Origin of the sequence: Marinobacter sp. es.042 (assembly GCF_900188315.1) — a bacterium.
Classification (GTDB): domain Bacteria; phylum Pseudomonadota; class Gammaproteobacteria; order Pseudomonadales; family Oleiphilaceae; genus Marinobacter.
In genome coordinates, this window is sequence record NZ_LT897781.1 from 1,350,356 (window position 1) to 1,374,394 (window position 24,039).

The window sequence follows — 24,039 nt, forward strand, 5'->3', positions numbered from 1 at the left end:
GGCCTCTAACCCTGTTCAAACTCCCGAACCAACTCCTGCAGGAAATACAGCCCGGCGGAACTCAGGAAACAGCGCCCTGCACCGGCACGGAACAGGAGATGACGTTTATCGAGGTAATCCAGGGCTTCCGGAAGGCCTTTCTCAAATCGCGCAGCCCGCAGGATCTCCTGATATTCCTCATCGCTGGCCAAGGCCGAAAGGTCTTGCTCATTCAACCCGGCATCGGGCCGGCCAAGGTATTCAAGATCCCGACCGCTGCGTGCGAAATAGCGCCCGATCAGCAGCAGGATCACCTGCACGCGGAAGGCGTTCTCGTCGTGCTCTTCATTCTCCTCGTCACTGCTTTCCTTAAGGAAGAAAAACGCGCCGGTTTCGTTGAACACCAGCTCGCTACCCAGGTGCTCATAGAAGGTCCGGAAATGGGACAAATGGTTATACAGCAGGTTGTAGAGCGGATTGGCACGCAGCTCTGAGCGGTTGCTGTCCCACACATCACGCACAATCACCCGGCCGGCCTGGAATTCCCGGTAGATGGCAGCGCTGTGGGCCGGGAGGATTTCTTCAAATTCAGACATTCTGTTGCTCCAGGCGACGCTTTCGGTAGACAAACTGTTCACTGTCGGATGACTGATCGAGGATTCGGAAGCGATTGGTAGTCACCACCTGCAAGCCCTCGGGCGGCGAGTTTACCAGCCGGTTCAACGCCGCCAGCAGGTCCGGGAAGCGATAGCCCGGGATGAAGCCGTCCAGGCGCCCGTGAAGCTCACGTACCAGATCGGTTGTTGGCCGCAGCTCCAGAGTCTCCAGCCACTGATAGAGCTGGTTGATGCGCTGGACATCAATCCGGGTATGGCGACCACTGCCATCCACTTGCTGAAGAACCGGCACTTCAGCCTTGCGGCGGAGGTCGTTCAGGCGCAGGTCCAATTCGCTGAACAACAGCTGGTAGTAGCTGGACGATTCACCGAAGGCGTAATGTTTCGGGCGTTGCTGGGCCCGAAGGCCGATCAGAAAACCGGTGCTGCGGGCAAAGTCTCCACCCTCCAGCCACTTTCGTTTAAGGCTGAGAGTCTCGGTTTCCCCCTTGAGCTCCTGCAGCTTACCGTAGAAATGCTCCATGGCGTTGTACTGGACCATGCCCTGGCGCGTCTTGCGCAGGAAGTGCTCCACCTCCTGGGCCACCGCCTGAATGGGTTTGTACAGGGCGTTCAAGCTGATGGAGGAACGGAACAACTGGTCTGCCAGGCTGTGATCGCTGTGATTTTCCAGCAACCGCACCATCGCTTCCAGGGTTTCGAACAGGTTGCTGCCATCCGGCAGCCGTGTATCCGGGTTCAGAAACACCAGGGTCGGCTTGATGTGGCGCTCGTACAGGGTAACGATCTGCTCAAACAGGTTCTGGCGGAACTCCAGGAATTTCTCGGGCGCCCGGCTGGCGTCGCCGGAGAGATCCGCAAGCTGCGCGCTGATGGTCTGCATGCGCAGGACATTCTGCCGAAGCAAACCGATGAGCTGGCTCACCCGCTCGTTCAGATCATCCCTCAGTTCGGTGTAGTCCGGGTCCGCGTCGCTGAAAGTGCTGGTCTCGAGCCGATTGCGCACGTCCCTAAGGGTTACAAGATGGCCACGAAGGCGAGCATCCGTCAGTTCCTGGTACAGCGAGGCGTTGCAGGCGCGCATCAGGTTGATCAGGGCATCCTGAAACACCAGGCGCCGCTCACCTTCGGCCTTGATGATGTCGATCACCAGGCCGCTGCGGAACAGATTGTCGGTATTCAGTGCCAGACGCACCCGATCCCGGTCAGCGTTGCCAAGGGTGCGGGTGTAGTCCATCACCTCGGCTACCAGATCGCTCTCACGGATATACCGGGCTTCGTTCCGATCCATCCGTTCAATCATCCGGAACAAGATCTTCGGGTGCTCGAACAGCAGCCGGGTGGTATCCAGGGTGCTGAAGCGTTTACTCATCCACCGGCTCCATCAGGCTAGCCTGGGTCTGGTCAGCCCAGTGGCTCATGGCCTCGCCGTTGGTGAAGCCCTCGGCCCCACCCCAGAACACCAGGGTGCGCTGCGGGCTGTAAGGCTTCGCGGTGCGCATCTGCCCTACTTCCAGGTGCCGGCCGATCAGGTAAATCACTTCCGCGCTGGCGCTATGAGTGGCGGCAGAGAACAGGTTGAAGCCCTGATTGCGTAACCGCTCCAGCAGCGAGGGCATCTGGCTGATGTCCACGCTGGCCAGCTCATCCAGCACCATGGGGAAAGACAGCTGAACGCCCGGGTACAACACCCGTTTCAGCAGCCGGTACACCAGTTCCAGATTGATCAGTGCCGTAGTGGAGGTGGACTGCCCCTTCTTGTCGAGGCTTGTGGCGTTTTCCTTCCGGGTTCTGTAGGAAATTCCGGTGATCACCTTGTCCATGGTCAGGCGCTTGCTGCCGCCCTCCCCGAAAAAGTCCGCCACGAACACCCGCAAACGGTCATAGAACGCGTCCGACTGCAGCTGGTTGCCATAGGGGTCGATGTTGTTCGCTTCTTCCACCAGATTGCGGAATTTCGGATCGGTATGAATATCCACGCGGATTTCCACCAGATCGTTGATGCGCACGCCTTCCAGCTCACGGTTCAGTTGCGCCTCGAAACGGGCAATGTGCTCGTGGTTGGATTTCAGGGCCTGCCGGTAGCTGGCCACGGTTTCATTGTGGATACCCACCTGCTGCTCAAGCACATTCCAACGCTCCGCCATGCCGGCAAACAGATCTGAGAGGCCTTTGAACGTTTCCCGGATAGCCGATGACGCGGGGCTGTCTTTCTGCAGTTCGCCTTCGGTATCTTCGTGGATGCCGAGATACACGAACTGGCGAAGGTGGTCGAGGATACTGCGACGGCGCTCCTCCAGGTCGTCCAGCTGGGTTTGCAGATCGTCAAACGCAGCCACAGACTCCTGTTCGATGTCCAACGGCTGTTCTGCTTCCACCGCTTTCAGATGCGGGAACCGGTGCTCTACCGTGCCAACGCTCCGGCTGAGGCCTGCCAGCTCACGCTCCCGCTCCTCAATACGCTCTTTTTCGGCCCTGGCTTTGGCGGCCTTCTGCTGCACTGCATCCTGCTTTTCCTGCTCCAGCCGGGCCTGCTCTTCCAGCTTGGCCAGCTGCTCCTCCGCCGCCTGCTTTTCCTCGGTAGCGTCCCGAAGAGTGGTCGCGGCGGCCGGGAAACGCTGCAGCGTTTCCAGATCTTTCTCGATGGCACGGATTTCTTTCTCGGTGCGCTCAATCAACCGTGGCCGATCATGTTCCTGATTGGCAGTGTCCGCCAGCTCGGCCCGCTCCTTTTCCAGCCCATGAAGCTCACCTTCGATATGCCGCCGCTGCTCTGCAAAGTCAGTCTGCCGCGCTGGCTGGGCCTGATATTCGGCATCGAACCAGTCAAAGCCTTTATCAGTAGGCACAAACAGCCGGGCGAATGCCTCGATGGCCGCCTTGCTGTCGGCGTCCAGGTCCTGGCCCGGGCTCGCCATCACCAATCGGGGGTCCACGGACCGCAGCGGTCCGGCGGTGGCCTCGTCCAGCTGATTCTGAAGCTGCCAATGTTGTTTGCTTTCCCGTTCCTTCAGGGATTCCAGCTTGCGCTCAAGCTCCTGCTTCTTTTTCTGGATCTGCTCCAGACGGATCTCGGCCTGGGCGGCACTTTTCAGGGCGGCCAGGTGCCCTTTCTTGCTCTCGAGTTCCTCTTTCTGGATCTCCTCGATTTCCTGCAGAGTCATCTCGCCGTATTGGGAAACCAACAGATCGCCGTCTTTCTGATTCTGCTCGGCCTGCTTGATACGCCGATCGGCGGAACGGATCTCGCCCTTCAGGCCGCTGGCGTCCTGCTCCAGCTTTTTCAGAGCCTGCAGCACATGGCGCAGCGTCTCGTTCTGCTCGTTGAACGCCTCCACCGCGGCTTTGCGCCTTGCGCCAATATCCTGCAGGGCATGGCTCACACCATCGCGAAACGCGGCAAAATCATGCTGGCTGCGAAGCAGCGTTTGGTAGGCCTGATAATCCTTCTGGAGCTTTTCAAACCGTGAACGCTCTTTCTCGATTCTCGTGAGCTGGGTTTGCTGCTGCTTCAACTGGTCGTGGCGATTGAGAAAGTCGTCGATGTTGAAATCGAAGGCATCGTCGGCGAACTTCTTGTCTGCCTCGATAATGCTGGCCACCGCATTGGACATGGCCTGATCGTCTGCCTTCATCTCAAACAGCAGCAGGATCAAGGTGCGCAGCGACTGCACCCGGCGCTCGTCGGACTCACCCAGGGGCAGCAGGGAATAGCGAACCGCATCGGCGTTCATCAGCTCGCTGCTATACAGCATCTGTTTGAGTTTGGCCGAGTCATTCACCAGCCGGGTTTCTTTGGAGCGCTTTTTCAATGCCTCGGACAAACGGCTGAACGACAGCTCCGGCACGGCCTGGCCTATGCCGTCTTCATCATTTCCATCCCAGAACAGTGGCCGCAGCTGATCGTAGGCCACCGGCACAAAAGCACGGCCATAGCTGAGCTGGCTGGCGCTGTCCCGATACAGGATCTGGCAATGCACCCCGGCCGGGTTCTCGGCTTCCATGATCAGGAAACTGAACTGGCTGGGAAAGTAATGCTGGTAGCTTTCCTCGTTGGTGTAAAAGCTACCAGCGCTGGCATTGCGGAACGCGAACTTCTTGCGGCTGTTCTTGAAGTTGTTTTCTGGCAGCAGAAACAGCCGCAGACTGTTTAAGAGGCTGGATTTACCCAGGTTCCCCGGGCCCAGGATCAGGCCATGGTTATCCACCGGAATTTCCACGTAACAGAAGCCGGCGGAATCCACCAACACCAGACGGCGAATACCAAAATTGAAATTGCCTGGGCTCCCCTGGGAGTCACTCATCCAGAATCATCTCCTGTTCCATGAATTTGCCGGTTGCCCGGAAGGCCTGTGCGAGGGCCATAAAGCCATGGCCCTCCGCCAAGGAAATCGCCCGCGTGAACCGTTCGGTGGTGTCCGGTAGTTTGCGGAACCGGCCAAACCATGGTTGCCAGTCGCGAGGCTGAACAAAGGTGGCTTTGTCACCAAGAGAGGCTGCAACCGTCGAGAACATTTGCAGACCACCCGCATCATAATCGAATGCGCAGAATACTTCTTCGTAGCCTTTCAACCAGTCAAGAATTGCGCCCCAAGTTACCCGGTTGCCACCACCCAATAGCACGTCGCACTCCGAAAATGCCAAGCGCTTGCCCAATGTTTCACTGGCGAAGTCGAGCATCTGCGCATACTGGAAGAAATTCCTCTCGTTCTCCACTACCAGCACCGAACGGGCCCGCTGGAAACCGATATCCACCGATCCCGTTCTTATTACAACTACGTCCGGCCGGCTGGACGCCAACCACTGATGGTAAACGAGAAGAAAACTAACCTCAGTACCATGACGATGGGAGTTACCCTTTTTCGCGGCGTCTACCCGGCTTACCGGTGCTTGCGAAACACCCTGAAGCTCAGCGAAAGCGCTCTCATCCAGAATCGTGACAAGCCAACGATTGGGTTTTACCTTTTCCGCCGCAAACAATTCCCTATGCCGGCGCCGAAACGAATCCGGAAGTTTCTTCAGGAAGGCTTCATAGTTGATAGGCTGGCCACGGAGGATTTTGTCGAGGTAGTCGTTCAAGGGCTTACCGCTTTAACTCTGGCGCTGTTTTTTTCATTAATGTGAACAGCCGAGAGTGTAACCCAAACACATCAGTAAGCGTGTCCGAATGGTTCTGGAAGTCACCCTGATCACGGTTTTTATTGCGGCATTAATCACCGCGCTGACAACGGGTTTAGGTGCGCTGCCGCTGGCTATCAGCACGAAAATCGATCAGAAATGGCTCAGTATTGGCGCGGCAGTGGCAGCCATGATCTTGGTGTTTTCATGGCCGCCGCCATCCACTGAGCACGGCCATACTAGATCGCGTGATGGGCCGCCAGTCTGACGAAACGAATAGATCAGGGTTGGTTTGCTCCCGAACTGATACAGTGACAAATGCGGTTCGTAAACTAGTGGTAAGTCACACAACAAAACCATTGTTTACGGGGAAGAATATATATGGACAATTCTGAGGACATTCTTCAATCTCCGCTGTTTCAAACCGTCGCCGACTTGGCTTTTGAATCGATCATGGTGACCAAAGCGACTTCTGATCATACAAACTCTGTGATCATCTATGTAAACCAGGCCTTCAGCAATCTAACCGGCTATTCTGCAGATGAAGTAATCGGAAAAACACCAGGATTGCTTCAGGGACCGAGAACCGAGAGCGGAGTCAAGGAGCGGTTGGCTGATGATCTGAAAAATAAACGGACCTTTCACGGCGACACCATTAATTACCGCAAGGACGGCTCCTCTTTTGTCATTGAATGGAAAATCGCACCGGTGATGGATGGCGACGAAGTCACGCATTATGTGGCCGTTCAGAGAGCGATCGGTTAGGGCTCATAAACCACTCGTTCACCGTCCGAGCCCGAGTGCCAGGTTTTCAGAAAAATTCGAAGCAGGCTCCAAAAATAACGGATTATTCCTTTCACCCCGCAGCGGACGCGGGATTGAGTGATGCGTCTAAAACGTGTTCGTCGCTGACTCGTCAAACGATATCCCTACGGCTTTCTTTACGTTGTAGAAAATAACACCATTCTCATGCTTGCTGTCATGAATCTTCGTCGATGGTCTTCCAGCTAGCCACTCGTTGAGGTCAGGTGACTAAACTATGAGCAGACAACTGCCTGGAATAATCTTTAATATAATTTTATTTACTCTAGGTATCTTTATGACAAATAACACCTTTTCTGAAACGCAAAACGCACGACCGGTACTTGTGTCATTCGGCCCCGAGGCAAGTCAGGTAACCTGGAGCTCGCTTGGCGATCAGGTAATGGGCGGACAATCTGACGGCGAACTGGTCGCCTCTGAGGAAGGAGTCGGCCTCTTCCATGGCACCGTGCGGTTGGATAACGGCGGCGGCTTTGCCTCTGTCAAAGCGGACCTGCCGAAACCCGTCGATGCTACCGATTTCACAGGAATCGAATTGCTGGCAAAAGGCGACGGAAAGACCTACAAGATCGGCCTTCGCAACAGCACCAACCGGCGAAGCATTGTTTACCAGCATGCATTCACCCCGGATACAGAAAACTGGAGCCGCATACGCCTGCCGTTCAGTGAATTCATCCCTACCTGGCGCGGCAAAACATTGACCGATGAGGCAGCCCTGAATCTTTCGTACCTGGCTTCAGTGAGCCTTTTCGTTTCCGGGCGACAGGTTGGTGAATTTCAACTGCAGATGCAGGACTGGAGGTTGATCCGGTGACCAGACTCGCCCTCGTAACCGGTGCTAGCGCCGGCATTGGCCATGGGACCTGTGCCCTCTTTGCTCGCGAAGGCTACCGGGTTGTCGCCCTCTCCCGAGAGCCAACCGGCGTCGACTCCGCCCATATGGAGCTGTCGCTGGATCTTGAGTCTTTTGAGCAGATTGAAGGGCTTGCCGGCGCTTTGGACACGGAGATTGCAGCAGCCGAGCGGGTAATCCTGGTCAACAACTCCGGCTACGGGCAATTCGGCGCGCTTCGCGACCTGTCCGAATCCATGTGGAGCAAGCAATTCAGCACCCACGTATTCGGCCCCATCAAACTGGCCTCTGTTTGCCTTAGGCTTTGCGAACAACTCGGGGTACCCTTGCGGGTCATCGCGGTTAGCTCCGTTCTCTCCATCGCGCCCCAGAAAATGAAAGGCGCTTATTGTGCCGCCAAATCCGCGATGAACACGGCCCATGAAAGCTTCTGGTTTGATGAACAGGGCAGCACCAGCCTGGAAAGCGTCTCGCTGGTTCTCCCGGGGCCCGTGAAAACCCGGTTCAGAGAGCATGCCCTGACCGCGTTGCAGCCCGTGCTTGGGCGAGCGAGCGCAGTGCACCGGGAAAAGTACGAAGCCATGGAAGCAGCGCTCGCGCCAGGCGCCACGATCAAGCCGTTTACAGCCAGTGCGTCGGATGTTGCCCAAAAGATCTACAGGGCTGCAGAGGCGACACGACCCAAACCTCGATACCTGGTGACACCCCAGACCTACGCTGCCGAATTTATCACCCGGTTTATTCCCCGGTCGATTCAGAGAATCATCTTGCGCTAGAGCGGGCCTTTTTCACCCGCCGGGCCTGGCCCATTTCATCCTTCAAGTAAGCCCCAATGGCCTTGAAAATGCCCAGGTCCGGATCAGACTTACCATCATCCGCCAGCCGGAAAATCTGCTGGTAGTACCACGCCTGGCCGCCCAACACGTTAATGACTTTAAGGGGCATCAGCGGACTCGCCGGTGAGAAAAACCCTCGTTGAGCAAGCTTGATGTGGTCTTCATGGCAAACCGTCTTATCAATGCGCCCTTCAAGCAGATCCCTGGGCGTATCGGGATCCGTGCAGAGCGGCCGGCCAAGGCCAATCACGTCGGTTTCGCCATTGGCGACTGCCTCTTCCATAAACGCGCGTGTACGGAAGCCACCAGTGACCATCAGCGGGCAATCGCACACCTCGCGAATCGTCTGGGCGTAATCCAGGAAGTAAGCCTCCCGCTTGCGAGTGCTTTCCCGCATGGCCGGCCCATCGCTTGCCGTGTCGGCATCACCACTGTACCCAAGCAGCCGTGGCTGCTCGTAGGTGCCGCCAGACACCTCCAGCAGATCAATACCCTCCTCATTGAGCCAACGCACCACCTTCACAGACTCATCGAGCGTAAACCCGCCCTTTCGGAAATCGTCGGAATTCAGCTTTACCGCCACCGGAAACTCCGGCCCCACAGCGGCGCGAGTCGCCCGCACCACCTCCAGCAGGAAACGGGCGCGATTCTCCAGCGACCCACCCCAGCGATCGGTGCGCTGATTGGTGACCGGAGACAGAAAAGACGACAACAGATACCCATGTGCCCCGTGCACCTGAACGCCGGTGAAGCCCGCCTCTTTGGCAACCCGGGCAACATTGGCAAAGCGCTGGATAAAATCGAGGATCTCCGGCTCTGTGAGTGCCCGTGGACGGGCGTAGTTGCCCATCAGCGATAGCTGGACCGCCGACGGCCCCATTGGGCGTGTGGTGACGTAACGCGGCGACTGGCGACCGGCATGGGAAATCTGCATCCACAAATGGTTGCCGTTGCGGGTTCCCGCTGCGGCCCAGGCTCGCAGCTGCGCCATACCCTCCGGCTCACCTTCAGCCGGCGCGGGATCAATCGCCACGTTACCCGGCCGCTCCAGCACCCGGTGATCAATCATCACGTTGCCGGTAATCAGCAGCCCCGCCCCGCCATCGGACCAGCAACCGTAAAGAGTTTCATGGCGGTGCGTGGTGTGGAGCTGATCGTCTGCCAGCCCTTCGGTCATGGCAGCCTTGGCAAGTCGGTTCGGCAGGACGGCTCCGCAGGGGAGCTTCAGGGGTTGGGCAAGCGGTGATTCGGGCATGGCATCATCCTGATGGTTTGAGTTCGTTGATTTTTAAGTTTTGATCCAAGTTCTCATTGCGCCTGTTCGACGGGAATCAACACTTCGTTCCGTCTCAGAAACCAGGGCATGAAGGGCGCGTTATAACGCGCCCATACCGGCGCTCCAGTCGCGATGTACCCCTTTTCATTAATCCACTTTTCCAGCCTGGACTTGTTCTTCTGGTAGCCTGATTCATTCCAAAACCCGGAGTATCGAATGGCCGCCATGGTCTGTTCCGGCACAGAACGTAAAGCGATCCGCTCGTCATTGGGTTTCGGTATGCTGTCCATCGTAAACGAACTGGGCATCATGAAACTCACTACCCACTTACCATCAACGCGGGTCTGACCTACCGGGGCCGTCATATCGATTTCCTGACCCTCAGCCACTTGGCCAACGGGCGCGGTCATGGCGATTTCCTGCTGGGATTGGTTATTGCCGGAAATGTATTTAAACAAGCGGCCAAACGCTTCACTGCCCGCGTCTTCAAATTCGGTATCGACGACCGTCTCTGCAACAATCTGCGGCTCATACTGACGCACTTCCAGATTGTCTTCCTTCAGGAGTACTTTGTATTCCGCTTCTTCTGTCGCCATGGTGGGTGCCGATATAAACATTGAACACAGTGCGATGAGTAACGCTGCCTTCCGCGAAAACGCCTCAGCAGGTAGGTTCATAAGCCACTCCAGTAATCTGCTTTTCCGGGATAGTCTATCTGTACGCTAACGTGGGCAAATGTGTTCCTGTTTAATCCTATAATAGGATTGTGAAGAAAAACTACTTAACAGAATTCGGCAGTTACAGCTCAAGCTCTATTTTTGATCCCCTATAAAAACTGGGTAAAAGCGTGGACTATTCAGCCGCTCGCAGACTTTGCTCTATCGTGATAGATTCCGGCGCTCACAACTGCCGCAAAAGTTAAATGGTCATGGACTTAAGAAATCGTCGATCGCAGGAGAATGGCTTCACATTAATCGAGCTAGTCGTTGTGATTGTTCTCCTCGGGGTGTTGGCAGCTTTTGCACTACCGCGATTTGCCAACCTGCAATCTTCGGCGAACATTGCCGCACTGGAGGGCGTTGGTGGCGCCATATTGGCGGCGGCCAATATAGTGAACACCAAAGCCAGAGTTCTCGGCCTTCAGAACGAACCAAGCGCCACAATTGATCTTGATGGCGACGGCTTTGACGATATCGAAATTCAGTATGGCTACCCATCCGCCAGTCGCGCCCCCAGCGGTTTCAGTGATCCAAACAACCTCCTGAACAGTTTGCAAGGTGGCGTCACTGATGACCTAGCCTGGGGGACGGATGCACCTCCTGCGTCTTATGTTGTGATTGCAACAGCTGAAGTACAAGGTTCACCGGGAGGAAAGGTAAATCGAAACGCCATAGAAAATACGAACTGCTACCTCCGATACGATACCGCTTCGTCTGCAGGCGTATCGCCCACGATAAGTTACGTTACGTCTGATTGTTAAACGAGGCCGTATCGGATTGCGGCTTCAACACCGAGGCCAAGCCGCGATTCGTTGCATCAATAGCGCCGGCGAGATATCCCGTAAACTCACGCGACCATTCACTTCCGATTCCGGTTACTCGTTGACCCCAAACGCCTGAGCTCGGTGACAAGGCAGGCACAGGGTGATCGCCAGACGCCCTTTGATCCGCAGCCGTCGCGGTGTAAGCCTCTTTAGCCCAGTCTTTTACGAATTCCGCCTCTGGAGTTGCCGCCTGCGCACCAAAGAGCCTTACAAACTGTTCGCGGCAAGCAGTCATAAGCTCTTTATCAGAGACACGGGAGCGTACGTCAGCAGGCACACCCAGGAAACCAAACACAGCCGCCTTCCCATCCGCAGTAGAGGCATCATGGATCTCAACCATTGGCCCAACGGCACTTCGAGCCTCCCCGGATAACCCTTGATCTCGCCAGAAAGGCCGATCGAACACCGCAATGTATTTTGCATGGGGAGCCATCCAGGTATCTGTCTCTCGCCACTGCCTTGCAAGCTCGTTCGGCAAGCCGGGCGAAAACGTAAGCTGAGACTCAACTAACCGGGGCGGCATGGCCAACAGCACATGTTCTGCGAAGTGGCTAAAGATTTCTCCGCTCGAATTTTCACTAACTAGCTCGATATGTGATTCTGACATGCGTAGGTGACGAACCGCCTGGCCCGTCACCACCCGCGCTGAATCAATCCGCCCGTATAACGCATCAATCAACGAATACATGCCGCCGGCAATTCGCATAGAGGGCGGAGAATTGACATACCCACGTGTTCTCTGTGGAGCCTGATTAGCTGAACGCTCAAGGAGCGTATCGCCGATTTCAAATTGCTGGAAGGTATCCAGTTCGAGCTCGTCTACCAGCCTCCCCATATCAGTCTGGAATGCCGGCCAGAACCACGCGGGTCCGAGATCGAAGCCCTCGACACCTGGCACATCCGGTTTTCCAGCAGAGGGAATCGTAGAAGCAATCCGTCCACCAGGAATCTCCCTCGCCTCGAGAATGACATAGTCTTTGATGCCCTTCTTCTCTAGTGAATAAGCCGCGTATAAACCCGCCAGGCCGGCGCCAACAATGGCGATGCGCACGTTTTGCATGAATGAACTTCCCGTGATGATCGTGTTGTCTCGGTGATATACGGTTCTAAACGCCTAACCATTCAGCCAGCTGAAGATTTGTCTTAAGCCTCAATCGCTGCTGAAGCATCCCCTCAAACACACCTTCCAGGGTTCGCTCATGCCCCAGCAATGGCAGCGAGGCCTCAGCCTCTGAGAAGAACTGCTTTTCACGAGGAGTGCCCACGATGGCTTGCTCCCACCAGTTAACCACTCGAGGATGCGCTTCCTTGAGCAGCAGGTCCCCGGGCAGCTTTTCGGACTTCGAAGCATTCGCCGTATGAGTCGATGGCATCAGATTCCAGAGATCGTTGTTGTTCCATCGGGACCATGGAAAACAGTGGTCGACGTCAAACTGCTTAGCTTTGAGGTTTTGGGCCGTCCACACGCACTCGACACGACCAGTCTCAAGCTGCTGGTTAATGAGCTGGCGGACAGGTGACGTATCGCGCCGACCTTCAACCCACTGCAAACCACGATGATAGTCATCAATGCGGTAACGCAGATCCCAGCTACCCATCAAATCAATCCATTCATTAACAATCGCTGGCTCGATCCAGCATGCATAGCGACTGAATGCATCCCAGAGAAATGAGGGAACACGGAAGGTACCGAATCTGGAAAGCGTTGCTTTATCCAAACGCACGGGCGCCTTCTTGATGGTCATCCTGACCGCACCGCCCTCGAAGACCGGGCGGTTACTGCCGGGCCAAGTCGTAAAATGGGCAGGATTCTTAAGAATAGTCGAGCAAGCATCCCGGATAGCGCGGAGCACCACCTGGGCAACATCCGCCGACAGCGACTTACCCACTCTGAAATCTAGAGGTGTGAATCTCTGCAGCTTGAAGAAATCCTCGGTGGCAAAGCCATAGCCTCGAGTACCTGGCGCCTGCCTAAGCTGATGCCGGAGAACCAGAGGGTGATAAAGCATAATCCAGAACAGTCCGACCGCCCCAAGCGGAATATCCACCCAGTCATCATTACGCTTGAGCGCCAGACCGGGGGCACCGTCAGCAATCCGGACTAGAGTTCGCAGTAGACCCAACTTGTAAGTCGAGGACTTATTATCATTTACGATGATGTGACGGACAGTCGGCAATGCGCCTGTGCCATCGTCTGCCAACCGAAAAACCAGAGTCTCCCAGGACACTTCATCCCTCTGGAGTTCATCCTTCCGACGCCCAACAGGCAACGAAAGCGGGATCAGGGCGCGGCGTTTAGCAAAACCCTCCAGCTCTTCCCTACTGACATCGTAGAAAACGCGCTCGCCATCACCGGGCCCATGCCGAAGCGTAATTACCAGCATTCCACCGGGTGCCAGAAGCTCAGTCAGGATGCGAAAAGCACGTTCACGATCGGAGGGCGGGATATGCATCCAGACAGCGGAAACAAGAATAAGATCGAAGCGATAGCTCAGCTTCCGGATCTTACCTAGATCGGGCAATTGATCGTCTAACCAGTGAATGCTCTGATTGTGAGTGGCGGCCTGCCCCAAGTCGCGTAGGCCCGCCGCAGGCTCTACCGCGACAACGTCCCAGCCCCGTGCTGCAAGAGCGCTGGAATCGCGACCGCTGCCTGCGCCGACATCCAGAGCAAGGCCTGATTTATCGCCAAGGAAGGAGAGCCAGTCTTGATGAACCTGTTCGAAGGTCAGGGACTGGTATTGGGTAAAGAAGTTTTGGGCGTTTTTGTTGTAGGGACCGTAACTCATGCCGCCGCCAGCTTCGCTGCCTGCTGCCACATAAAGTTCGGCATCGGCGTTCGGAGTTTCCAGGTAATACTCATCGGCTGGGAACCGGTGTGAGACACGTAATCCACCTCACCATAATTCACAAACCCCATCGTGCGACCATATTCGTCTTTCGCCTGCTCTCTTACAAACAAGAACAACCGCTTGTTGATGGCTTGGTGTTGAATATAGTCCTTCCCTTTACCACGGTCAGGCCGGGAACTGTTTTGCGACTGCCAGTGGAATAACTGCTCATTGATGGCGTAGTCGTGGTACATAGTGGTTGGGGAGAACTGCTTTTCGTTTTTGTCCAAGGTGACAAACAGCAGCTCAATATTTTGATCCTGAATGACATATACACCTTCCCTCGATGGTGGCTGATGCTCGAACGTCATCGCACCAAAGCCAACCAGAATCTGCTCTCGGGAATAGCGGGCGTGCAATCGTAGCGGGACTTCCCGCAACTCCGGCATCGCCGGCTGCTCGTGTTTGGTTTTCGCCAATTTCCAGTCGAGCACGTCCACCAGCTCCTGTTCCAGCCCCAGCTTGCTGAGTCCTGCCAAGCCTTGTGTCAGCGAATCAAATTCCAGCTCTGGCCCTGCTTTCTGCCAGAAGTCGTAATGGCACATGAGTGCCTGGCGACCTTTCGGGTCGTCACACCTAAACCCTGCCTGGCATAGCTTCTTAAGAAACAGCAGGTACTGGTGATCGTCGCAGATCAAAATCCGATTGTGGATGGCCTTCTTCGCCAGTTTAAACGAGTCATCGGCTCTGTCTTCGTCTTTTGCCTTGCTCACCAACTCGGCCCAACTGCCCCGTTTGTAGAGTTCGTTCAGGTCGATGTGGGGGTGATGGGTTATGAAGTTCTTCAGCGTGAGTGGCTGAGTGGAATGCTGTGGGAACTGCCGAACAAGAGACACCAGCCGCTTCATGGTCAGCGTGGCTTGCCGGATGTTGCTCAGCACCATCTCCTGGGTTTTCTTGGTGAGCTCAATTCGGCAACCCAGTGGTGCATGGGGAAAGCCCTGCTTCAGTTCTTCCGAAATTGAGCGTTCTGACTTACCCACCAGTGCCCGGAATTTATTGGCGAAATCATATTCAGGCCGAGAATTACCAACAAAGTCCAAGACTGTGCAGCAATCTTTGTCGTCAGCAAGGCGTAAACCCCGACCCAGTTGCTGAAGGAAGATGGTCAGGCTTTCGGTTGGGCGCAGGAATAACAGGGTGTCGACTTCCGGAATATCGACGCCTTCGTTGAATATGTCGACCACACACAGCACGTTGATTTGCCCGGAGCGAATGGCTTGCTGCTTTTGTTGGCGTTCGTGGCTGTTGTCACTGGTGAGCACATCGGCCTTGATGCCGTGCAACAGGAGCTGCTCCACCATGAAGGTCGCGTGTTCACGGCTCACACAGAAAGCGAGAGCTTTCATGCTGGCTATATCGGTGACGATTTCCCGCAAGCTGCGCAGAATCTTTTTTACGCGATTCTGGTTGTGCGTATACAAATTCGTCAACTGAGCAATATCGTAACGCCCACGACTCCAAGGAATGGTGCGCAGGTCGGTGTCATCATCTATTCCAAAGTATTGGAAGGGGCAAAGGTGGCGGCGGTTGATCGCCTCCGGTAACCGGAGTTCGGCGGCAATCACGCCACCAAAGTCGCTGAGAATATCGCCGCCATCGTGTCGCTCCGGAGTCGCTGTTAGTCCCAGCAGTATTTCGGGCGAGAAGTGTTCCAATACCGCCCGATAACTCGATGCGGCGATGTGGTGCACTTCGTCGATTACGATATAGTCGTAATAGCCTTCAGTGAGCTTTAGCTGATCCAGCTGGTTATTCAGAGTCTGAATCGAAACGAACAACTGCCGGTAGTGTTCCGGCAACTGGCCGCCTACCCAGAGTTCACCGAAAGCATTATTACGCAGCACGCCACGGTAAGCTTCCCGGGCTTGGCGCAGAATTTCCTCCCGGTGCGCCACAAACAGAAAGTGGGCGTTTGGTTTTGCTTTCAGAAAGCGCCGAAAATCAAACGCCGAGATCAGGGTCTTGCCAGTGCCAGTGGCGGCCACCACGAGGTTTCGCAAACGCTGGTGCACGTCCCGCTCAACAGAGAGTTGCTCTAGAATGTCTTTCTGATGCGGAAACGGCGTAATTTCGAAATAGTGGGAGGAGCCGTGAGCGTCCAACCCTTTTTGTTGTTTTAGTGCGCGGTTGAGCTTTTCGGTACTCTCAGCCCGGCCATCGAACCATTCAAAGTCTTCCGAAGCCCAATAGGTTTCAAAGGTGCTGAGCGATTTGTTGATGATGTGAGGGATTTCCTGAGCGGTGATCTTAAGATTCCACTCAAGGCCATTGGTCAGCGCCGATCGAGATAGGTTTGATGAACCGATGTAACCGGTGTGAAAACCCGTGTTCCGGAGGAACAAATAGCTCTTGGCGTGCAACCTTTCACGCTCGGTGTTGTAGCTCAACTTCACTTCGGTGTTCGGCAGGCTAGCCAGATACTCAACGGCTTTGGCATCCGTTGCCCCCATGTAAGAGGTGGTGATGATTTTCAGCTCTCGGCCACTCGCTGTGAAGGCTTCCAGTTCTTTCCGGAATATCCGAATTCCGGCCCATTTGATGAACGACACCAACCAGTAAATCCGGTCCGCTGACAAAATCTCGCGCTTTAGCTCTGACTCCAGTGACAAGCCAGCATTACTGCCTGAAAATAACTCACTCTGTGTGAGTCCTGTGAGCGGGAAAATGTCTTCAACATACTGCTTCAGGTTCGCAGCAACTGGGTTTTTCAGCTCATAAAGGGCGGTGAGGATCTTTCCTTGGCTATCGAGCAGGTTCTCATCCAGGAACCCATCATCCTGCACCTGCCCCTTGAGCCACAGCAGCAACTGATTCGATAACTCGATTTGCTCCTGAAGTCGGTTGTCGCCCGAAGGCACCGACCCAATAGCGAACTCCAGAATGTTAGTCAGGAATCGTGACAACCATACAGATGCTTCCACACTGCTAAGCTGGCGCTCACCTACGTAAAACTGTTTCCGGTCCAATCTGTTTTCTACGAGCCGGGTAATAAGCTGCTCGTAGATTCCGGTCTGCTGCATCGTGTACGTCCCACATTGATGACTTCCAGAATAGCGGCGCTGTGGCCACCGGCATTCCTTATATCTCGCAATCTAACTAAATCCGGCAGAATGACGCTAACCCCTAACGTGTCGGATTTCCATGAGATCCGCGATCATCACGACAGGTTTTTTCTGACCATTGAGCCATTGCTATCGATTACGGTGTAGCCTTACATGACACCAGATAGATCGAGCGCTTGCACAATGTGGACGCACCGGACAGCCACAACCGAATATCCAGCTTGCCGGTCAGCCGTCCGTAATTTGCAAAGCACTGCTTGGCGTCGCTACTCATGCCTGTGCAACTGCATGAACCTTCAAGCTCTGGAGGTCAATAGGTGGTACACCAAGGTCGTTCCAGTTCCCTGGGTGGCAGGTAAACAGCAATATCTGATGCCGGCTGGCAGCATCAAACAGGATGCGTTTCATGTCTTCGAGGCGGTCGCTGTCACTGTGCACCAGGGTGTCGTCCAGTATCACCAGCGTCGGCTTGCCGGCTTCCCGCAGCAGATCGGCATAGGCCAGGCGGCTGATCAGGCCCATCTGTTCCCTGGCGCCAAAGCTCAGTTCGGTGATCTGTCCCAGTTCGCTGCCTCGGCTGAAGGTGCCGGGCCGCAGTTGTTCGTCGACTTCCAGGGAGGCTTCGGGGAAAAGCACCGATAGGTAGTGGTTGAGGTGCTTTTGAAGCGGTGCCTGCAGGCGGCGTGTGAGGGCCTGGCGTTTTTCCGTGAGGAGGGTCAGCAGCAGATCCAGCGCCTGGGCACGGCGGTGCAATTCCTGATAGCGGCGGTTGCATTGGTCGAGCTCCGCCTCTTTCTCGTTGAGCTGCTCTTCCAGCCCTTCCGCACCCCAGGCTTCCAGCCTGACTTTGATATCCCTGAGCTCACGCCCGCGGTTTTCCTGGGTCTGGCGCAGGTGATTGGCTGCGCTCTGGTAGCGTTCGATGTCCTGTTTGAGAAAGTCCGGGCGGGCTTCGCGGATTTCCCGTTCGCGGCGTTCGAGGCTGGCTTGCAGTTCGGTCTGTTGTTTTTCGATGTTCGCCAGATCGGTGGTTATCTGGCTAAGTTGCTGCTGCCGTTCCGGGCTCTTTTCCTCATCCGCCAACCGCTGCCATTCGGTTTTGGCGTTGTCCCGGGCCTGTTTCAGTGCCGACAGCGTTGCCTGGTGCTCACGCTCATCGGATTCGGCCTTATCCAGCGCAGTGCCGGCCTGAACGAAAGCAGCCTCGGCTTCTTCCAGGGCGGGTACGTTCTCTTTCTGGTCCGGCTCTGGCGTGGCCTGCAACTGGCTTCTGGCTTTCTCCAGTTCGCTTTCCGCCTCGCTATGTTCAGAGACAAGTTGCTCAATGCCCGCCGGTGCCACGGACTTCAGCAAATCTTCGGCATGCTTCAGGGTTCTTCCGGCACTTTCAAAGACTGAGAGGCGGTCCTCTGCCTGTTCCACCGATGTCACACCCAGGGTCTTCCGCTGTTCTGCAAAGCTGTCTTCGAGGGCTTTGAGTTTCCTGCGGGTGCTGGCCAGTTCTTCGCCACCGGGCGTTATGCCCAGGGTACCCACGCCGGGGATAACCAGGGTGGATTCTTCCAGAAGCTGCTGCTCGCCTCGTCCGGTCAGCAGCTCGTTGTTTAGCGTTAATGACGCGCTGGCTTCCAGCTTCCAGTTCAATCGGGTGGCGATGGTTCGTGAACGGATGGTTTCTTCGTTCAGCTGGTTCGCGGTCGTTTTCAGGTTTTTGACCGCGGCGGAATCTATGCGGTTGTCTCTGGCCTGCTGCCGGGCCTGCTCCAGCTGCTGGTGGTAGTCCTTGGCTTTGGCAAGGTTCTGGGTCAGCACCTGTTTGTGCTGCTCAAGCCGTCGGACATCCTGCTCAAGGCGTTCTCGGGTTTGCAGCAAGCCGGCAAGCTTGCGTTGCTTTTCGGCCTGCTCGTAGGCGGTTCTGGCTTCTTGCAAACGGCCTGCAATCATCGGGGTTTGCGCTTGTGCAGTGGCGAGGTCTCGCTCCGCACGGTCCAGTTCGGCTTTTCGGCCCTCAAGCTGACGACTCAGCCCTTCAAGATGTTCTTTGTTCTGCTGCAGCAGTCGGTGGTTTTGCTGCAGCTGGGCAAGCGTGGCTTTTTCCTGGTTTTGCTGCTGCTCCAGGCGCTCTACTTGCTGGTAGCGCGTGCGGGCTTCCTCCAGCTGGCGCTGGGCCTCTTCCCAGGGGCGCTCGGCCTCCGCCTGATCATAGTCCTGAGCGAGTTTGCCAAGTCGGTCGACCTGTTCCTGGTATTTATGCACCCGCTCCTTCAGTTCTTCGATTTCAAGTTCATACTGCGCGCGGTCTTTTTCCAGTTTTTGATAGTCGCCCCGGGGTTTACCGGTGCCGGTCAGCAGGGTGTCCCGCTGGCTGCGGACGGTCTCGATGAGGTCATCGCCGCCGGAGCTGGCCACTTCGCCCACCATGGAGTTCAGGGCGGACTTCAAATGATCCCCGGCATGCTCTATGGCCTGCTCGATGTCCTGCCCGGTGCCCTGCTCCACCCACAGCAATCCCGGTATGCCCCAGTGTTCGGCTTTGCTGGCGCCGCGCTTCGGGTACTGGTAGCCCAGCAATTCGGCCAGCTTTTCTTCCGCGTCGTCTTCACTGTAGGTTTCGTTGCCGACTTTCAGGTCACAGCGTTTACGCTGCAGGAAGCTCTTGGTGAGATGCCAGGTGCGGTTGTCGTGCTCGAAATCCAGTTCAATGGTGGGCGCCGCGGCGGAGTCGCCCCAGGGGCGCAGGTCGTCCACGGCGGTTGAGCGATAGCGCTCGAAAAAGGCCGCCCGGATTGATCGCACCAAGGTGCTTTTTCCGGACTCATTGGGGCCGTGAATCAGGTTGAGGCCGGGTTGCAGGTTGTCCAGAACAAAGGGTTTGCGGAACTGGCGGAGCTGCTCAATGCGCATTCTCTGCAGTTTCATTGGCTGGCCTCCTGTTCCCGCTCTCTGAGCAGTCCTGCCAGAATGGCCAGCGCGTCCCGCGCGGCGTCATCCTGCGCGCCCTCTTGTTGACGCTCGCGCAGGCTCTCGACGACTTCGCCCACGTAGCCGTCCGCCTTCAGGGCTGCGATGTCCTCATCGGTCGGCGCGAGCTGAAGTCCACTCCGTTCGCATCGCAGGCTGCGGAATCGGGCTTCGGCCACCGAGAGCGCTTTCAGTAGCGTTTCTTCCCCGGCGAGGGTTATCGAACCCTCAAGCCGCAGATCAACAACGGCGGATTCGGGCAAGGCGTTCAACCGCTCCAGCAGTTGGTCCAGATCGGACTGCACCGCCAGGGTTTCCCGCCACTGGTGCCATTGATACCGACCGGTGGGTACTCGGGTTACCGTCGGCGTTGCCCCTGCCTCGGGCACTTCAACGATCAGGGCGTTGCCGGCTTCGTTATTCCGAAAGCGTTCCGGCTCGGGGGTGCCGCTGTACCAGGTGCGCTCATCGATCTGTTTGGTGCCGTGCCAGTCGCCCAGGGCGAGGTAATCAAGCCGGCTGGCCTCGGCACGGTTTGGCGCGATGGGGTTGGTGGAATCAATCTCGTCCGGCAGCAGGCCCTGGACGCTCCCGTGAGCCAGGCCGATTCGGAGGAAGCCTTCCGGTGACTCGTAGCCGCCGAACGGCTCGGTCAGATCACCGTAGGTATGCCGCTGGGTCAGCGGTGCGCATAGGATGCTGAGGCTCTGCTGCTCCAGATTGATAACGCCAGGCTGCAGCGCCAGTTGTACGTTCTCAGGTACTGCACCCAGGCGCTGGGCTCGCGTCCATACGCTCTCTGCCAGTGCGGCGTCGTGGTTGCCGGGCAGCATGACCCAGGGGCCAGCGAACGCCTTTGTGGCATTGAAGACCCGCCGGATCGTGCGATCGGACACCGTCTGGGCATCAAACACATCACCGGCCACAAGAACGGCATCGCACTGATGTTCATTGGCCAGCTGTGCGAGCGTTTCGATGGCCTCAAACCGGGCCTCGACCAGGGCTGCACCGTCTTCGGTTTCAAAACGGGTAAACGCCCGGCCCATCTGCCAGTCTGCCGTGTGCAAAAACTTTGGCATTTTATCTACCTGAGAATTCGGGGAATTTTGGCGCCATTCTAGACCAACCAATAATACTTTACAGACGCGAGGCGGTAATGCGCGTCGTTCTGAACAAGCTTGGCTATCCCAGCACTAGCCCGGCACTAGGCCGGGGTCAGCCGGCAGGCGGCGTACTTGAATTCCGGAATCTTCCCGAACGGGTCCAGAGCCGGATTGGTGAGCAGGTTGGCCGCCGCTTCCACAAACGCGAAAGGCACGAACACCATGCCTTCGGGCATGGTTTGATCAGCCCACGCCGTAAGAGTAATACTGCCCCTCCGGGTGGCGATGTGGATGTCCTCTCCCGAGGCCACGCCCAGGCGCTCGAGCTCTGAGGGCGCCAGGAACGCCGCTGCCTCGGGTTCGCGCTCGTCCAGTACCCGGCTTCTGCGGGTCATGGCGCCCGTGTGCCAGTGCTCTAGCAAACGCCCGGTGGTCAGCACCGTGGGATAGGCCTCATCCACCGGCTCGTCGGGTGGCAGCGGGCTGGCCGGAGAGAACTTGGCTTTCCCCCCGGCCCTGGGAAACGCATCGGCGAAGACGACATCATCGCCCGGCGCGTCGTCCGCCTGGCACGGGTAGGTCACAGACCCTTCCTGCTCCAACCGGGACCAGGAGATATGATCCAGTGAGTGCATACCCTGCTTCATCTCGGCAAACACCTGCTCGGGGCCGCTATAGTTCCAGGCCAACCCGAAACGCCGTGCGATTTCCTGGATAATCCACCAGTCCGCCTTTGCTTCACCCGGGGGCGCGAGCGCAGCCCGGCCCATTTGCACCTGCCGGTTGGTGTTGGTGACCGTGCCGGATTTTTCCGACCAGGCAGCCGCCGGCAGGATAACGTCGGCGAACTGGGCCGTCTCGGTGACGAACAGATCCTGAACCACGAGGTGCTCCAGGGCGCCCAGCGCGGCCCGTGCGTGGGTGAGATCCGGATCGGACATCGCAGGGTTTTCACCGAGGATGTACATGCCCTTGATGGTGCCCGCCCTGATGGCGTCCATGATCTCCACCACGGTCAGCCCCGGCTCCGGGTCCAGTTCGGTGTTCCAGAGTTCTTCGAAGGCGGCCCGCAACTGTGCATCCCCAACGGGCTGGTAGTCTGGCAGTACCATGGGGATCAAGCCGGCATCGGAGGCGCCCTGCACGTTGTTCTGCCCCCGCAGGGGGTGCAGACCGGTGCCGGGCCGGCCGGTATGGCCGCACGTCAGCGCGAGGGAAATCAGGCAGCGGGCGTTGTCGGTACCGTGCACATGCTGGGAAATACCCATGCCCCAGAAGATCATCGCGTTTTCGGCCTGCGCGTAGGCACGGGCCACTTCCCGAATCGTGTCGGGGTCGACGCCGCATACGGGGCTCATCACTTCCGGTGTCATGCCCTCGATACTTGCCGCCAGCGCCTCGAAGCCTTCGGTATGGGTATCGATGTAGTTCTTGTCGAAAAGCCCCTCGCTGATGATCACATTGAGCATGGCGTTGAACAGCGACACGTCGCCACCGGGCGAGAAACGCACGCTGCGCCAAGCATAGGCGTCCAGTGACTGGCCCCGGGGATCAATGATGATCAGTTTGGTGCCGTTGCGGGCTGCCTGTTTGAAGTAGGTGGCGGCGACCGGATGGTTCACGGCCGGGTTGCAGCCGGTGAGGATCACCACATCCGACTGAAGCGCCTGCATGAACGAAGCCGTTACCGCGCCCGAGCCCAGGCATTCCATCAGCGCCGCCACAGAACTGGCGTGGCAGAGCCGCGTGCAGTGGTCCACGTGGTTGGAGCCGAAACCGGTGCGAACCAGCTTCTGGAACAGCCAGGCTTCTTCGTTGGAGCACTTGGCGCTGCCGAAGCCGGCGAGTGCGCTGGGGCCGTGTTGGCCTTTGAGTTCCGTCAGCCCGGTGGCGGCAAATTCCAGTGCTTCTTCCCAGCTTGCCTCGCGAAAATGCGTTAACGGATTGGCCGGGTCAAAGTCAGGGTCGAAACCTTTGGGCGCGCCCTCCCGGCGAATCAATGGCCGGGTGAGCCGTGCCGGGTGCGAGGGATAATCGAAGCCGAAGCGGCCTTTCACACAAAGTCGGCCCTGGTTGGAGGGGCCATCTTTACCCTCCACAAAGAGAACACGCCCTCGCTGCTCGCCTGCTCCTGATTGGGCGCTGGCAGGCTCTTCTTTCACGTGATAGGTCAGTTGGCAGCCCACGCCGCAATAGGGGCAAACGGAGTCCACAGTGCGGTCGGCGGTGGCGGAGTCTCCGCGGCCCTGGGCATCAATCAGGGTGGCGGGCATGAGCGCGCCCGTCGGGCAGGCCTGCACGCATTCGCCACAGGCAACGCAGGTGCTGTCGCCCATGGGGTCGTCGAAGTCGAAGATCACTTTGGATTCGGCGCCACGGTGTGCCAGACCGATCACGTCATTGCCCTGCACTTCCCGGCAGGCACGCTCGCACAGGCCGCAGGTGATGCAGGCGTCCAGGTTGACGTTCATGGCTGAATGGGTGGTGTCGTGGCCGCCCGCGTGAGGCAGTGAATCGGAACGGGGTTCAACATGATGCACCGTGGGCCCGTCCCGGTCTGAACGTGCCGGCAGGCGCTGGCGCACGGCAGCGGCATCGATGGCCAGCTGGTCCGCCGTGTCCCACAGGTGGCTGGACCGATCAGGGCTGCTCTCCCGCTCAGGCTGGTCGGCCAGCAGTAATTCCAGAACGCCCTTACGGGCCGTCTGAACCCGTGAAGAACCAGCGCTTCGCACGACCATGCCGGGCGCAGCTTCCCGAATGCAGCTTGCGGCGAGTACCCGCTCGCCTTCCACTTCCACCATGCAGGCCCGGCAGTTGCCATCGGCACGGTAGCCCGGCGCGTCTTTGAAGCACAGGTGCGGGATGGTTTCTCCGGCTCGCTTGGCGACCTGCCAGAGGGTTTCGCCGGGGTAGGCCTGAACCTCCACGTCGTCGAGGGTGAGGGTAAAACTTGTGCTGGTGTTACTCATGAC

At 57.2% G+C, this 24,039-nt stretch carries 17 protein-coding genes; 5 read left to right on the plus strand and 12 right to left on the minus strand.

Translation table 11 applies throughout. The annotated features are described in order from the left end of the window. Positions 1-5: 5 nt before the first annotated feature. From CFB02_RS06410 to CFB02_RS06425, 4 genes are read right to left on the minus strand one after another with little or no spacing between them, the layout of a single operon-like run. Positions 6-575 (minus strand): condensin complex protein MksE, encoded by a 570-nt coding sequence (locus tag CFB02_RS06410; RefSeq protein WP_088557354.1) that lies wholly within the window; start codon positions 573-575, stop codon positions 6-8. Further along, complete coding sequence (locus tag CFB02_RS06415; RefSeq protein WP_088557355.1) at positions 568-1,968, minus strand: hypothetical protein; 1,401 nt, start codon at positions 1,966-1,968, stop codon at positions 568-570. Before CFB02_RS06415 ends, CFB02_RS06410 begins: the two co-directional genes overlap by 8 nt. Next, positions 1,961-4,900, minus strand: coding sequence for a hypothetical protein (locus CFB02_RS06420; protein WP_088557356.1), 2,940 nt, complete (start codon positions 4,898-4,900; stop codon positions 1,961-1,963). Before CFB02_RS06420 ends, CFB02_RS06415 begins: the two co-directional genes overlap by 8 nt. After that, entirely contained in the window at positions 4,893-5,675 is a 783-nt protein-coding gene (locus CFB02_RS06425; RefSeq protein WP_088557357.1) for a hypothetical protein, read from the minus strand. Before CFB02_RS06425 ends, CFB02_RS06420 begins: the two co-directional genes overlap by 8 nt. An 88-nt stretch (positions 5,676-5,763) precedes the next feature. Between CFB02_RS06425 and CFB02_RS06430 the strand changes: the two genes are divergently transcribed. The 4 genes from CFB02_RS06430 (at position 5,764) to CFB02_RS06445 (ending at position 8,165) form a co-directional block, all read left to right on the plus strand. Continuing rightward, entirely contained in the window at positions 5,764-5,982 is a 219-nt protein-coding gene (locus tag CFB02_RS06430) for a hypothetical protein (protein WP_088557358.1), read from the plus strand. A gap of 113 nt (positions 5,983-6,095) precedes the next feature. Further along, positions 6,096-6,479 carry a PAS domain-containing protein gene (locus tag CFB02_RS06435; protein WP_088557359.1) on the plus strand — a complete coding sequence of 128 codons (384 nt, stop codon included), beginning with the start codon at positions 6,096-6,098 and terminating at the stop codon, positions 6,477-6,479. A gap of 274 nt (positions 6,480-6,753) precedes the next feature. After that, positions 6,754-7,350, plus strand: coding sequence for a CIA30 family protein (locus CFB02_RS06440; RefSeq protein WP_227519343.1), 597 nt, complete (start codon positions 6,754-6,756; stop codon positions 7,348-7,350). After that, the gene (locus tag CFB02_RS06445; RefSeq protein ID WP_088557361.1) at positions 7,347-8,165 is read left to right on the plus strand and encodes an SDR family NAD(P)-dependent oxidoreductase; all 819 of its coding nucleotides are present in this window, start codon (positions 7,347-7,349) and stop codon (positions 8,163-8,165) included. Before CFB02_RS06440 ends, CFB02_RS06445 begins: the two co-directional genes overlap by 4 nt. Here the strand turns inward: CFB02_RS06445 and CFB02_RS06450 are convergent. Together CFB02_RS06450 and CFB02_RS06455 are read right to left on the minus strand one after the other, a co-directional pair. Beyond that, a complete protein-coding gene (locus CFB02_RS06450) occupies positions 8,152-9,480 on the minus strand; it encodes an NADH:flavin oxidoreductase/NADH oxidase family protein (protein ID WP_088557362.1) in 1,329 nt (442 codons plus the stop codon). The two genes, CFB02_RS06445 and CFB02_RS06450, sit on opposite strands and share 14 nt — an antisense overlap. A gap of 53 nt (positions 9,481-9,533) precedes the next feature. Beyond that, on the minus strand, positions 9,534-10,178 hold the full coding sequence (locus tag CFB02_RS06455) for an SOUL family heme-binding protein (protein ID WP_227519344.1): 645 nt from the start codon (positions 10,176-10,178) through the stop codon (positions 9,534-9,536). A 245-nt stretch (positions 10,179-10,423) separates the two neighbouring features. Here CFB02_RS06455 and CFB02_RS06460 point away from each other — a divergent pair, with 245 nt between their 5' ends. After that, the gene (locus CFB02_RS06460) at positions 10,424-10,981 is read left to right on the plus strand and encodes a prepilin-type N-terminal cleavage/methylation domain-containing protein (protein WP_088557363.1); all 558 of its coding nucleotides are present in this window, start codon (positions 10,424-10,426) and stop codon (positions 10,979-10,981) included. On the opposite strand, the gene CFB02_RS06465 is transcribed toward CFB02_RS06460, so the two are convergent. From CFB02_RS06465 to fdhF, 6 genes are all read right to left on the minus strand, one after another. Then, complete coding sequence (locus tag CFB02_RS06465) at positions 10,965-12,104, minus strand: flavin monoamine oxidase family protein (protein ID WP_088557364.1); 1,140 nt, start codon at positions 12,102-12,104, stop codon at positions 10,965-10,967. The genes CFB02_RS06460 and CFB02_RS06465 overlap by 17 nt on opposite strands. A 46-nt stretch (positions 12,105-12,150) precedes the next feature. Further along, positions 12,151-13,863, minus strand: a complete 1,713-nt coding sequence (locus CFB02_RS06470; protein WP_227519345.1) for a class I SAM-dependent methyltransferase — start codon at positions 13,861-13,863, stop codon at positions 12,151-12,153. After that, positions 13,830-16,958, minus strand: a complete 3,129-nt coding sequence (locus CFB02_RS06475) for a DEAD/DEAH box helicase (protein WP_088557366.1) — start codon at positions 16,956-16,958, stop codon at positions 13,830-13,832. Before CFB02_RS06475 ends, CFB02_RS06470 begins: the two co-directional genes overlap by 34 nt. Positions 16,959-17,270: 312 nt before the next feature. Then, positions 17,271-19,919, minus strand: a complete 2,649-nt coding sequence (locus CFB02_RS06480) for an AAA family ATPase (protein ID WP_088557367.1) — start codon at positions 19,917-19,919, stop codon at positions 17,271-17,273. Further along, complete coding sequence (locus CFB02_RS06485; RefSeq protein ID WP_088557368.1) at positions 19,916-21,040, minus strand: metallophosphoesterase family protein; 1,125 nt, start codon at positions 21,038-21,040, stop codon at positions 19,916-19,918. Before CFB02_RS06485 ends, CFB02_RS06480 begins: the two co-directional genes overlap by 4 nt. A gap of 125 nt (positions 21,041-21,165) precedes the next feature. Further along, positions 21,166-24,036 (minus strand): formate dehydrogenase subunit alpha, encoded by a 2,871-nt coding sequence (gene fdhF / locus CFB02_RS06490; RefSeq protein WP_088557369.1) that lies wholly within the window; start codon positions 24,034-24,036, stop codon positions 21,166-21,168. Positions 24,037-24,039 lie beyond the last annotated feature (3 nt).